This window comes from Pseudolabrys sp., from assembly GCF_050250095.1.
In the GTDB taxonomy this organism is placed as follows: Bacteria; Pseudomonadota; Alphaproteobacteria; order Rhizobiales; family Xanthobacteraceae; genus Pseudolabrys.
This window is the reverse complement of record NZ_JBFWPH010000004.1, coordinates 107292-119685: the sequence shown is the minus strand read 5'-3', so window position 1 is coordinate 119685 and position 12394 is coordinate 107292. Positions and strand designations below refer to the sequence as shown.

The following is a 12394-nucleotide window of genomic DNA, read 5'->3' as shown; positions in this document are numbered from 1 at the left end:
TTGCCGCTACTCCGCTGCCACTTTCTGCGCGGCCCCGGCCTGGTTTTTCACCACCACCTTGATGGCGTCCTCGACACGATCCTTGGCGTAGCGGATCGCGGTCGGCAGATCGTCCAGCGGGAAGGTGTGGGTGTGAATGAGCGTGGCGTCGAAACGCTTCTGCTGCATGTAGGCTTCGGCGCGGTGCGTGGCGCTCTTGCCCTCGCCGCGGATGCCGTAAACGTAGATGTTGTTGCGCACGATATGCGCGACATCGACCGGCACTTCCTCGTGCGCAAAGGCCGCGAGGCAAACCTTGCCGCCGCGGTTGACCATGCGCACCGCGTCGTTGACGGCGCTGGTCGCCGCCGAACATTCGACGACGTAGTCGACGCCCTTGCCGCCGTTGAGCTTCTTCACCTCGGCGACGACGTCTGGCGTCTTGCGGATATTGATGACGGCGTCGGCGCCGAGTTTCTTGCCGATCTCGAGGCGGTTGTCGCGCGTGCCGGTGAGGATCACCGGCTGGGCGCCGAGCGCTTTCGCGACCGCGACCGCCATCAGGCCGATCGGGCCGGGACCGGTAACGACCACGCTCTCGCCGGCGACGAGGCCGCCAAGCTCGGTCAGCGCATACATCGCGGTGCCGGCGGTGACGACGAGCGTGCCTTCCTCGTCGGTCATCTCGTCGTTGATCGAGACCAGCGTGTTGATGTTGTTGACCTGGTATTCGCAAAAGCCGCCGTCGGTGGTGAAGCCGTTGGCGCGGTGGCCCTTGTCGACGTCGCCGTAATTGAGGCCGTAGTTGTGGCAGGAGGTGTACATGCCCTCGCGGCAGCGCTTGCACTGGCCGCAGCCGGCATGGATCTCGACCGCGACGCGCTGGCCGATCTTGTATTCATCGACGCCCGGCCCGAGCGCAACGACGGTGCCCATATATTCGTGGCCCGGCGTGAAGTTCTTGTTGAACGGCAGGCCGCCCTGAATGGAGGACGGCGGCCCGTGATAGATGATCTCGAGATCGGTGGCGCAGATCGCAACCGCGTCGATGCGCACCAGCACCTCGGCCTTCGCCGGCACCGGCACGGTCTTCTCGGTCATGCTGAGTTCGCCGGGTTCGCCGAGCACCCAGGCCCGCATCTTGTCCGGGATCGGAAATTCGTTGTGATTGGTCTTGACGCCAGCGGGCGCGTACATCGCGTTCTCTCCTGAATAACGAAAATTGCGTTCGATCTGTTCGATCAGCTAGCGGCGGCTTCGGCGACCGCCGGCTGCTGCTGGACTGCGGGCTGCGCGCCGAACTCGGCGGATAGCGCGCGGGTGCCGGCCAGCACTTCGTCGCGCACCTTTGCGACGTGCTCGTCATTGGCGCGCATGGTCGGCATCGAGGCGCTGATGGCGCCGACCACGGTGCCGTTCTGGTCGCGGATCGCGGCGCCGATGCAGTAGACGCCCGGCAGATACTCCTCGCGGTCGAAAGCGAAGCCGCTGCGGCGTATATGACGAAGCGACTCGATCAGCGCCGGGAAGTCGGTGACCGTCTCCGGCGTGTAGCGCTTCATGCCGTCGGCAATCAGGCGATGGATTTCGGCCTCCGGCAGCCAGGCGAGGATCGACTTGCCGATCGACTGGGCGTGCGGCGCCGGGATCTTGCCGAGCTTGGCGGTTTCGACCCGCACGGCGTGGCGTGCCTCGCGGCAGGCGAGCACGACAATCGCCTCGCCCTGCAGGGCGGCGAGGTGGACGGTCTCGCCGGTCTCGCGGTTGATGCGTTCGAGATAAGGCTGCGCCCGGCGTGGCAGATCGACCTGAAGACAGGCGTGGCCGAGATGCATGATCCGCCCGCCGAGGGCATAGAGCCGGCGGCCGGGCACCTTGGTGGCGAAGTTGCGCTTGATCAGCGTCGCCAGCAGGTGATGGCAGGTGGAGATGTTGAGCCCGGCCCGCGCGGCGAGCTCGGTCAGCGTCGCCTCGCCGCCCATCTCCGCGATGGTTTCGAGCAGGAGAAGCGCGCGGTCGACGGACTGGATGCTGTGGCGGTCCGCGGTGCGGGTGGATTTCGAGCGGCCGGCGCCGCCCGGGCCCGGGATGATTTTCGCGACCATGTTGCTACGCCCTTACCTTGGTTGTTGTTTCTCCCTGCCGGTTAGACAAAAGGCGTAGGCCCCTTGAGTCAAGCGGTTTCAGCATAACGAATGTCGTTTTCGTATATTGAAAACGATTTCGCAGGATTATGTTCCTGAGCAAGCGCAGCAAAACTGCCGTGGCACCCATCCACCGGCGGGCGTGACGGGCTCCCGTCCAGCCGATAGGTTGCCCGCGAAACGTCCCTTTCGAGTCCTGCTTCTTCGAGTCTTGCCGGAATGACTGACAGTGCGAGCGTGCAGCCGATGCGGCAGGCCTTTGCCGCGATCGCGCTCCTGTGGCTTTCCGGCGTCGCGCTGCGGCTGACCATCCTGGCGGTGCCGCCGGTGATCCCGGCGATCCATGACGACCTCCATCTCACCCAGACCGGCGTCGGCATCCTGACCGGACTGCCCTCGATGCTGTTCGCCCTCGCCGCGGTGCCGGGCGCGCTGCTGATCGCACGGCTCGGCGCCAAGACCGCGCTGGTGCTCGGGCTGGCGGCGACCGCGATCGGCGGTGCGCTGCGCGGCGCGGTGTTCGATGTCGGCTGGCTTTACGCCATGACCATCGTGACGGGCGCCGGCGTCGCGGTCATGCAGGTGGCAATGCCGCCGACGGTGCGGCTGTGGCAGCCGCAGCGCATCGGCTTCACCACCGCGGTCTACACCAACGGCCTGCTGATCGGCGAAATCCTCCCCGTCTCGCTGATGCTGCCGCTGGTGCTGCCGCTGGTCGGCGGCAGCTGGCCGAAGGCCTTCGTGTTCTGGAGCGCGCCGGTCGCGATCATCGCCCTGCTCGTCCTCGTCTTCGGACCGCGCGAGACGAACGGCGCGGCGCAGGCCGCGGCGCGGCGGCGCTGGTGGCCGGACTGGCGCGACGGGCTGATCTGGCGGCTCGGCATCATGCTCGGCACCGTCAACGCGATGTATTTCTCCGCCAACGCCTTTCTGCCGGACTTCCTGAAAAGCATCGCCCGCACCGACCTGATTTCACCGTCGCTGACCGCGCTCAATGTCGGTCAACTGCCGGCCTCGATCATCCTGCTCGCGGTGGCGGGGCGCCTCGAGCGCGCGGCGTGGCCCTATGTCGTGTCCGGGCTGCTGTCGATCGCCGGCGTCGCCGCGATCATGTCCGGCAACGGCACTCTCATCGTCACCGGCGCCGCCCTGCTCGGCTTCTCGGCCGCCGGCACGCTGATCCTCGCACTGGCGCTGCCGCCGCTGCTCGCGCCGCCCGACGACGTGCATCGCGTGACTGCCGCGATGTTCACGATCAGCTATAGTTGCGCGGTGATCGTGCCGGTCATCAGCGGCGCGATCTGGGACCTGACGGGCAATCCGCCGCTCGCCTTCGTGCCGATTTTGGCCTGCGGCGGCATCCTGATCTGGCTTGCGCCGGCGATCACGCGGGTCGGCCGCGACAGCGACGTATGAGGCAACAGCGATGCGAACCATTCCGGTCGGCGCCAAGGGCACCTACACACTGAAGGTGACGCCGCCGCATCTCGCAAGCCAGTTCAAGGACGCGGCGCTGCCGCCGGTGTTCGCCACGCCGATGATGGTGACGGTGATGGAAAACGCCGCGCTCAACGCGGTACGCGACTATCTCGATCCGGGCGAGAGCGCGGTCGGCACGCTGGTCAATGTCCGCCATCTCGCCGCGACGCCGGCCGGGCAGACGGTGACCGCCGAGGCGACCGTCACCAAGGTCGATGGCCGCCGCATCTGGTTCGACGTGATCGCGCGTGACGAGATCGAGACGATCGGCGACGGCACCCACGAGCGCATGGTGGTGGACCTGAAGCGTGTCGCCGCCAAACTCGCGGCCAAAGCGCCAAAGGCCTGAGATTCATAGCAAAACGCGCGCGATGCGCGCGCAAATTCCATTTTGCCCCGGTGGCAGAACCGGGCATTAATGTGACCCGATGGCAAAGCAGAAAGCAAAGCCGGCGCGCAAGCCCCCCGCCATCCGGGCCGGCGGCAAACCGGCGAAAGACACGACAGCGACGACGGAGTTGGCGATGGCAGGCGTGGACCAGGACGGCAAGATTTTCGTCGGCAAAAGCGTGAAGCCCGAATACCTCACGCTGCATTACGGCAACCGGCACGGCCTCGTCACCGGCGCAACCGGCACCGGCAAGACCGTCACGCTGCAGATCCTCGCCGAAGGTTTCTCGCGCGCCGGCGTGCCGGTGTTCGCCGCCGACATCAAGGGCGACCTATCCGGCGTCGCCGCCGTCGGCGAAGCCAAGGACGCCTTCGTCAAACGCGCCAAGGAGATGGGCCTCGACTACCAGCCCGACGAATTTCCGGTGATGTTCTGGGACGTGTTCGGCGAACAGGGCCATCCGGTGCGCGCCACCATTTCCGAGATGGGACCGGTCCTGCTGTCGCGCATGATGGACCTGAACGACACGCAGGAAGGCGTACTCAACATCGCGTTCCGCGTCGCTGACGATCAGGGCCTGATGCTGCTCGATCTGAAGGACCTGCGCGCGGTGCTCGGCCTGATCGCCGACCATGCCGGCGAGCTGACGACGCAATACGGCAACGTCTCGAAAACCTCGGTCGGCGCCATCCAGCGTCAGCTGCTGGTGCTGGAGAACCAGGGCGGGACGAAATTCTTTTCGGAGCCCGCGCTGGCGCTGACCGACTTCATGAAGACCACCAGCGACGGCCGCGGCTACATCAATATCCTCACCGCCGACAAGCTGATGGCGAACCCGCGACTCTACGCGACGTTCCTGTTGTGGCTGCTGTCGGAGCTGTTCGAGCAACTGCCGGAAATCGGCGACCCCGACAAGCCGAAGCTGGTGTTCTTCTTCGACGAAGCGCACCTCTTGTTCAACGACGCACCGAAGGCGCTGCTGGAAAAGATCGAGCAGGTGGTGCGGCTGATCCGCTCCAAGGGCGTCGGCGTCTATTTCGTGACGCAGAATCCGCTCGACGTGCCGGAGACCGTGCTCGCGCAGATGGGCAATCGCGTGCAGCACGCGCTGCGCGCCTTCACGCCGCGCGATCAGAAGGCGGTCAAGGCGGCGGCCGACACCTTCCGCCCCAACCCCAAGCTCAACACGGCGCAGGTCATCACTGAACTCGGCAAGGGCGAGGCGCTGGTGTCGTTCCTCGAAGGCAACGGCACGCCGTCGCTGGTCGAGCGCACCATGGTGCGCCCGCCCGCGGCGCGGCTCGGCACCATCACCGACGCCGAGCGCAAGGCGGTGATCGCCAAGAGCCCGGTCAAGGGCAAATACGAGCAGGCGGTCGACAGCGAGTCGGCCTACGAAATCCTGCAGAAGCGCACCAAGGACGGCGCCGACGGCGTCGGGCCGGCGGCGACGGAAGCCGAAGCCAATGCCGGCGGTGGCGGCGGCGTTCTCGGCGGCATCGGCGGCTTCCTCGGCGGGCTGTTCGGCACCAACCGCGCGCGCGGCACCCGGCTCTCGACCGGGCAGAAGATCACCCGCGAGATCACACGCACGGTAACGAACCGCGTCGCCGGACAGATCGCGGCGGACCTCGGCAAATCGCTCGGCGGCTCGATGGGCCGCTCGGTCGGCCGCGCCATCGTGCGCGGCGCGCTGGGTGGAATCCTGCGCGGCTAAACGCCCTGCACAGAAAAACGCCGGCTGCGAACAACAGCCGGCGTCTTTGTCTCAGGACATTGCTTGAGCGACGAAACGTTTTGGCGGCGCAATCAGCCGACCGAATCCTTCACGCATTTGGTGGTGAAGCTGTTCTTGGCGGCGCCGTTCAGCTTCTGCGCGGCGGCCTTCTTGTCGCAAGCCGACTTGGCGTCGTTTTCGCACTTTTTCATGTAGCTGTTGAGCGCGGCGCCGGCGAGCGGCTTGCCGTCGGAGCCCTTGGCGTTGGTCTTGCACGTCGCGCCCTGCGCAAACGCGCTTCCGGCAATGAGGCAGAATGCAGCGGCGATAGCGAGCGTCTTCATAGCGTGTCTCCCTGGGTGAAGCCCCACGGAAACATTCGACCTTCCCTATGCAAAGTCAATTACCCGGCCGTTCAAATCACGACAACGCAACGCAACACTCGGCCGCTTGCCGATCTTGTCTGAATTTTCATTCAGACTGCGCGAGGTTTCTTGTCAGCTTGGTGACGCCGGCGCGGCGCAACCCGCATGTCCGTCGACGTCCGGTTCAACTCAGCTCCTTGCGCACGATCGCCGCGCCCTCGGACATCGCCTTGAGCTTTGCGAACGCGACGCTGCGCGGCATGTACTTCATGCCGCAATCCGGCGCCGGAATGAGCTTGTCGGCTGGCAGATATTTCAGGCCGGCGCGGATGCGTTCCGCCACGGTCTGTGGTGTTTCCACAGCCGGATCCGACAGATCGATGACGCCGAGCATCACCTGCTTCGGCGCGAGATCCTTCAATACGCCGAGGTCGAGTTTCGGCTGCGCGCTTTCGATCGAAATGATGCCGGCCGTGGTGTCGGCGAGTTCGGCAAGGAACGCATAGCCGGCCGGCTTGCTCGAGCCGGGCACCACGGCGGCGTAACCGAAGCACAGGTGAATGGCGGTCGGCACCGTGACGCCTTCGAGCGCGCGGTTGATCGCCTTGACGGCGAACTGCTTCGCCATGTCCGGGTTCTGCCGCACCCACGGCTCGTCGAGCTGAATGACGTCGGCGCCCGCCTTGACGAGATCGTGGATCTCCGCGTTGACGGCGGCCGCCATGTCCATCGCCAGCGCCTCGGGGTCCTTGTAGAACTCGTCCTGCGCCTGCTGCGCCATCGTGAACGGCCCCGGCAGCGTGATCTTCGCGGCGCGGTCGGTATGGGCGCGCAGAAATTCCATGTCGCGGATTTCAACCGGGCCGCGGCGGCGCACCTTGCCGACCACGCGCGGCACCGGCGTCATCGTGCCGGCGCGCGACTTCACCATGCCGGGATTGTCGATATCGATGCCCTCGAGCGCGGTGGCGAAGCGGTTCGAATAGCTTTCGCGGCGCATCTCGCCGTCGGTGATGACGTCGATGCCGGCGGCTTCCTGCTCGCGGATCGCCACCACGGTGGCGTCGTCCTGCGCCTGCTCGAGCCACGCCTCCGGCACACGCCAGATCTCTTTCAGGCGCACGCGCGGCACGACTTTCGACAGCATCTCGCGGTTCACCAGCCAGTCCGGCTGCGGATAGCTGCCGACCACGGTGGTCGCGAACAGTTTCTCGGAGACTTTCGCAGACATGTGCACATTTCCCCCGCGTGACGGATGCACGGCGCGCATCCGTTCTTCTTGGTGCGAGAATGGCAGCCGCGCGCCGGTGGGACAAGACGAGCGACGGCTGGCAAGTCACGGTGAGCGATGGGCAGGCGCGATCGCCGGACTATCGCTTGCGGCGCAGCCCGTGGCCGATCGCGGCCAGCGGCGTCATCGTCCCACCGCTGTCGAGCGGCGGCCAGCCTTCGAGGGCACTCTCGATCAGCGGGAATTCCTCGAGCAGCAATTCGCCGCCGAAGCTGCCGGCCAGATGCACGAACAGGCCGGGCAGGAAATGCGGCGCGACGACGATGCCGTGGGCCGCGGCATGACGCGCGACCGCGAGCGCCGGCGTCAGCCCGCCGGCCATCGCGAGATCGGGCTGGATGTAACGGGCATAGCCATCCGCCATCGCGGCGACAAAACGATCGTGCCCTTGCATATGCTCGCCGGTCGCAATCGGCGTGGCCCCGGCGAGCGCTGCGAGCGCGCGATAACCGAGCACATCGCCCGACGGCAGCGGCTCCTCGACGAAAGCGGCGCCCTGGTCGGCGGCGCATTCGAGCAGGCGCACCGCGGCATCGACCGAACCTTTTTCGTTGGCGTCCGTCATCAGTTGCGCCGTATCGCCGATGGCGCGGCGGACGGCTGCAAGCACCCGCGCGTCCTCCGGCACAACATTCACGCGCGGCTTCACGCCGCGATAGCCCTGCGCGACATAACGGGCGGCAAGCTCCGCCGACGCTTCCGGCGGCGCGGCCGGACTGAAGCCGCCGCTCGCATAGACCGGCACCGGAGCCGGCGCGCCACCGAGCGCCACGCAAAGCGGCACGCCGTCCTGATGTGCCTTGAGATCCCAGTTCGCGACGTCGAGCGCGGCAAGCGCCAGCAGGTTCGGCCCGTCACCGGTGCGGTTGAAACTCTTCTTGATGTCGGCCCAGTGTTCGGCCGGGGGCTTGCACGGCTTGCCGGCGAGGAATTGCCCGGCCAGCGTCTGTGCGAGGCTGGCGATGCGCGCGCCGGCGCCGCCGCCGATCACATAGCTGAAGCCGAGGCCCGCACGGCCGTCGCTGTCCTTGACCTCGGCGAAAACGATATCGACGCCGGTGACCCCGGAACCGCCAAGCGGCTTGTCGAATTTCAGTTCGACGAGGTCGACAACGACGCTTGCAACCGTGCTCATGTCCGGCCCCTGCCCGTCTTCATTGCACTGCCGGTTCGATAGGCAACAATCCGGCGCAAGACGCAAGAGCGGCAGGACAGTGCTGCGCACCATGCGTATCGCATCGCAACCATTTCGGCGTTTCCATCAAATCGCCGGTTTTGCCGCGTCGAATATCCGGACACCGAGCGGCGGCACCGCCGCCGCGCCACTCACGCCACAACGAGAGGTGGAGCATGGCAACTGCGAAAACCACAGCGCAAAGCACCGATATTCGCGAATACGCGCACAGTCTCTATGCCGCGCATGGCGAGAAATCGCTCGCCGAGGCGGCGCAGCGGGCGCGCGAGTTCGAGAAGAACGGCAATCAAGAAGAAGCCAGGAACTGGCGGCGGATCGAGCAGACGCTTCAGGAAATCCGCGGCCCCCGGCAGTCCTGATCGCGCCATTCCGTTCGCGCGGGACTTCCCGTTCCGGATCGCCTATTCAATGGACGGGCGCGCGGTTACCCCGCGCGCCCGTGCACTATGGGGAGCCGGATGGAACGCGAACTGGACATCGATTTGCCCGAGGTGGTCGCCGAGGTGACGGCGGCCTTCTTGCGTTATGAGCAGGCGCTGGTGACGAACGACGTTGAAACGCTCGACGCCACGTTCCGCGACGACCCGCGCACCATTCGCTATGGCATGGGCGAGAATCTCTACGGCTACGACGAGATCGCGGCGTTCCGCGCCGCGCGGCCCTCCGCGGGACTCGCGCGCAAACTCTCACGCACGGCGATCACGACCTTTGGCCGCGACTTCGCGGTGGCGTCGACGCTGTTCGAGCGCGACACCGTGCCGGGCAAGATCGGCCGCCAGATGCAGAGCTGGGTGAGGTTCGCCGACGGCTGGCGCGTCGTCGCCGCGCATGTCAGCCTGATCGACCGGCCGCAGGCGGCCAAGGCCGGCTGATTTCAATCTCAGGATTTCGTCGTCAGCGGCTGGGTGTAGGAGCGCTGGCCGTAAATCAGCGTGGAGTCCTCGGCCTCGACGATGTCGAGCACGCGGCCGAAGAACACGGTGTGGCTGCCGGCCTCGTGCGTCGAATGCACGATGCAATCGAACGCGGCGACCGCACCCTTCAGGAGCGGCGCTCCGGTCTTCGACGTCGCCCATTCGGCCGCCTCGAAATCGAACGGCGCGCCCTGGCGCGGACGGCCGGCGAAATTGTCCGAGAGATGCTCATGGCCGACCGCGAGAACGTTGACGCTGAACACACCGTTCGCCGCGATCGCGGCATTGACCGGCGAGCGGCGCTGGATGCAGGCGAGCACCAGCGGCGGATCGGCCGAGGCCGAGCCTGCCGAACTCACGGTGATGGCGAAGCGCCCCGCCGGACCGTCGGTCGTGACAATCGACACCGACGAAAACACGCGACCCATCGCGCCGAGAAATCGCTCGCGTGCGATGCTCGGCCGTTCGTCGTGTCCAGTCTCGGTGGTGTCCGCACTCGCCATGGTCGTATCCTCGCCGAAACCCTGCCGTTACAGTCTCACATAATCGCAGCCGCGTTGAAACCAAGACACGATCCGAAGTGCTCCTTGAAGCGCTGCTGGCCGTGCTCTTGTTCGCGATGTGCAAAGCTGCGGCAAGGTTCGATGCAGGCTTGCCGCAGGTTTCGATTCGCGAAAGGCAGTCTGACGCAAACGCGCCGTCGGCGGGCGCTGCCAATATCGTGCGAGCGATCAGGAATGATGATCGCGCGCCTCGCGCGGCCGGCCGCTTCCCGGCTGCCGCCCGGGAGCCGCCCCGTCCGGCGCAGGAAACCCGCCGCCTGCAGCGCCAATTGACCGTGGCGATGCCTCGCCGTATGATATCTAACTAGGTAGTTAAGGCCCTCACATGATCACCGGAACGACAGACCTCTACGCCATCATCGGCGACCCGATCGCCCATGTCCGCACCCCGATGGCGTTCAACGACTATTTCGCCGAGCACAAGATCGACGCGGTCTGCCTGCCGGTCCACATCCTGCGCGACGACCTGCCCCGCGGCTGGGCCGGGCTGAAGTCGATCGTCAATCTCAAGGGCTTCATCATCACCGCTCCGCACAAGCAGGAGTCGGCGCAGCTGTGCGACGAACTGGTCGAGGACGGCGCCTATACGCAGGTGGTCAACACCGTGCGCCGCGAGCCGGACGGCCGCTTCGTCGGCACGCTGCTCGACGGCCGCGGCTTCGTCGCCGGTCTGCTGTCGCACGGCCATCAGGTGAAGGGGAAAAACTTCTACATCGCCGGCGCCGGCGGCGCGGGCACCGCCCTCTCCTACGCGCTCGGCGCGACCGGCGCTGCCTCGATCACCATTCACAACCGCACCCGCTCGAAAGCCGAGAAGCTCGTCGCCGGCGTCGCCAAGGCGTTTCCGAACTGCAAGGTGTCGCTCGGCAGCGCGAACGCCTCCGGCTTCGACACCGTGGTCAACGCCACCTCCCTCGGCCTGAAAGCCGACGACGGCCATTCGTTCGACCTGTCGAGCGTCGACAAGACCTCGCTGGTCGCCGAGGTGGTGATGAAGCCGGACATGACGCCGCTTTTGATCGCCGCCAAGGACCGCGGCTATACCACCCACTTCGGCAAGCACATGCTGAACGGCCAGCTCGAGCTGATGATGGAATTCCTGGGCGTTGCACCCAAGCGCTGACGCCCGTTCATACGTCGAGAGAGAATAGCGATGACCTACGTCGTGACCGAGAACTGCATCAAGTGCAAATACATGGATTGCGTGGAGGTGTGTCCGGTGGACTGCTTCTACGAGGGCGAGAACATGCTCGTCATCCATCCCGACGAATGCATCGATTGCGGCGTCTGCGAGCCGGAATGTCCAGCCGAGGCGATCAAGGCGGACTCCGAGGACGGCCTCGAGAAGTGGCTCGAACTCAACGCCAAATATGCCAGCGACTGGCCGAACATCACCGAGAAGAAAGACCCGCCGGCCGACGCCAAGGACTTCGACGGCAAGCCGGACAAGTTCGAAAAGTATTTCAGCGCCGAACCGGGCCAATGAGCGAACCCCTCGCCGCGCTGCTGGCCGATCACCGCGCCCATGCGGCGGTGCTCGACGCCGCGCCGTGGCGCGACAGGATCGCCAACGTCGCGGACGCCTATCGCGTGCAGGACGAACTGGCGGTGCTTGCGGGCGGCGCGGTGCGGGCCTGGAAGGTGACGGCGCTCGGCGCCGAGCAGCAGAAGGACTATCGCAGCGACAGGCCGGTGGCGGGCGCGATCTTCGCACCGTTCTTTCATGCCTCGCCTGCATCCGTCGCGCTGAGCGACCACCTAGTGCCGCTGCTCGAATGCGAGACGGCGTTCCTGCTCGGCCGCGACCTGCCGCAGCGCGACAGGCCTTACGAGCGCGCCGAGATCGAAGCCGCCATTGCCGCGATCGTGCCCGCGATGGAAATCGCGGACTGCCGCTGGCCGGCCGACGCCCCGGACCTGCTGAAACTCGCCGACGACATGGGCAACGGCGCGTTCATCGCAGGTAAGCCCGCGAAGGACTGGCGCGGCGTCAATCTCGACAGCATCGAGGTGGCGCTGGCCTATGACGGCACCACCATCGAATACGGCAAGGCTTCGAAGATTCTCGGAGACCCGCTCGCTGCCGTGATGGCGCTGGCGAACGCGCAGCCGCTGCCGGCCGGCGGCCTCAAAGCCGGTCAGATCGTGACCACCGGCACCTGCACCACGCCGGTGATGCTGCAACCCGGCCGCTACGGCGCCGATTTCGGTCCGCTCGGGAAAGTGACGCTGACGGTGGGGTAGAACGCCCAATGTCATGCCCCGCGCAGGCGGGGCATCCAGTAAACTACTGAATCTATCGTGTGTACTGGATCGCCCGCCTTCGCGGGCGATGACGACGAGAGGATAGCAAAGT

General features: G+C 66.2%; 14 protein-coding genes. 8 read left to right on the top strand and 6 right to left on the bottom strand.

Translation table 11 applies throughout. The annotated features are described in order from the left end of the window. Positions 1-6: 6 nt before the first annotated feature. Both AB7F10_RS13470 and AB7F10_RS13465 read right to left on the bottom strand, forming a co-directional pair. Complete coding sequence (locus tag AB7F10_RS13470; RefSeq protein ID WP_428562227.1) at positions 7-1176, bottom strand: zinc-dependent alcohol dehydrogenase; 1170 nt, start codon at positions 1174-1176, stop codon at positions 7-9. 44 nt (positions 1177-1220) lie between these two features. Next, positions 1221-2084, bottom strand: a complete 864-nt coding sequence (locus tag AB7F10_RS13465) for an IclR family transcriptional regulator (RefSeq protein WP_428562229.1) — start codon at positions 2082-2084, stop codon at positions 1221-1223. 258 nt (positions 2085-2342) lie between these two features. On the opposite strand from AB7F10_RS13465, the gene AB7F10_RS13460 reads away from it, so the two are divergent. From AB7F10_RS13460 to AB7F10_RS13450, 3 genes are all read left to right on the top strand, one after another. Then, positions 2343-3539: a CynX/NimT family MFS transporter gene (locus tag AB7F10_RS13460; RefSeq protein ID WP_428562231.1), complete on the top strand. Its 1197-nt coding sequence runs from the start codon at positions 2343-2345 to the stop codon at positions 3537-3539. A 10-nt stretch (positions 3540-3549) separates the two neighbouring features. Continuing rightward, entirely contained in the window at positions 3550-3951 is a 402-nt protein-coding gene (locus tag AB7F10_RS13455) for a thioesterase family protein (protein ID WP_428562233.1), read from the top strand. A 175-nt stretch (positions 3952-4126) separates the two neighbouring features. Then, on the top strand, positions 4127-5710 hold the full coding sequence (locus tag AB7F10_RS13450; RefSeq protein WP_428562235.1) for a helicase HerA-like C-terminal domain-containing protein: 1584 nt from the start codon (positions 4127-4129) through the stop codon (positions 5708-5710). A gap of 92 nt (positions 5711-5802) precedes the next feature. Here AB7F10_RS13450 and AB7F10_RS13445 read toward each other — a convergent pair whose 3' ends face one another. From AB7F10_RS13445 to AB7F10_RS13435, 3 genes are all read right to left on the bottom strand, one after another. Then, the gene (locus tag AB7F10_RS13445; protein WP_428562237.1) at positions 5803-6054 is read right to left on the bottom strand and encodes a hypothetical protein; all 252 of its coding nucleotides are present in this window, start codon (positions 6052-6054) and stop codon (positions 5803-5805) included. A gap of 205 nt (positions 6055-6259) precedes the next feature. After that, positions 6260-7306, bottom strand: a complete 1047-nt coding sequence (locus tag AB7F10_RS13440; RefSeq protein ID WP_428562239.1) for a uroporphyrinogen decarboxylase family protein — start codon at positions 7304-7306, stop codon at positions 6260-6262. 139 nt (positions 7307-7445) lie between these two features. Then, a complete protein-coding gene (locus tag AB7F10_RS13435; protein WP_428562241.1) occupies positions 7446-8501 on the bottom strand; it encodes an enolase C-terminal domain-like protein in 1056 nt (351 codons plus the stop codon). A 215-nt stretch (positions 8502-8716) separates the two neighbouring features. On the opposite strand from AB7F10_RS13435, the gene AB7F10_RS13430 reads away from it, so the two are divergent. Both AB7F10_RS13430 and hpxZ read left to right on the top strand, forming a co-directional pair. Continuing rightward, entirely contained in the window at positions 8717-8920 is a 204-nt protein-coding gene (locus AB7F10_RS13430; RefSeq protein ID WP_428562243.1) for a hypothetical protein, read from the top strand. Between the two features lie 111 nt (positions 8921-9031). After that, the gene (gene hpxZ / locus AB7F10_RS13425) at positions 9032-9433 is read left to right on the top strand and encodes an oxalurate catabolism protein HpxZ (RefSeq protein ID WP_428562473.1); all 402 of its coding nucleotides are present in this window, start codon (positions 9032-9034) and stop codon (positions 9431-9433) included. An 8-nt stretch (positions 9434-9441) separates the two neighbouring features. On the opposite strand, the gene AB7F10_RS13420 is transcribed toward hpxZ, so the two are convergent. Beyond that, positions 9442-9978 (bottom strand): flavin reductase family protein, encoded by a 537-nt coding sequence (locus AB7F10_RS13420; RefSeq protein ID WP_428562245.1) that lies wholly within the window; start codon positions 9976-9978, stop codon positions 9442-9444. A 385-nt stretch (positions 9979-10363) separates the two neighbouring features. Between AB7F10_RS13420 and AB7F10_RS13415 the strand changes: the two genes are divergently transcribed. From AB7F10_RS13415 to AB7F10_RS13405, 3 genes are read left to right on the top strand one after another with little or no spacing between them, the layout of a single operon-like run. Further along, a complete protein-coding gene (locus AB7F10_RS13415) occupies positions 10364-11161 on the top strand; it encodes a shikimate dehydrogenase family protein (protein ID WP_428562247.1) in 798 nt (265 codons plus the stop codon). Between the two features lie 30 nt (positions 11162-11191). Further along, on the top strand, positions 11192-11524 hold the full coding sequence (fdxA, locus tag AB7F10_RS13410) for a ferredoxin FdxA (RefSeq protein WP_428562249.1): 333 nt from the start codon (positions 11192-11194) through the stop codon (positions 11522-11524). Next, on the top strand, positions 11521-12282 hold the full coding sequence (locus AB7F10_RS13405) for a 2-keto-4-pentenoate hydratase (protein WP_428562251.1): 762 nt from the start codon (positions 11521-11523) through the stop codon (positions 12280-12282). The genes fdxA and AB7F10_RS13405 overlap by 4 nt, the downstream gene beginning before the upstream one ends. The last annotated feature ends 112 nt before the right edge of the window (positions 12283-12394 follow it).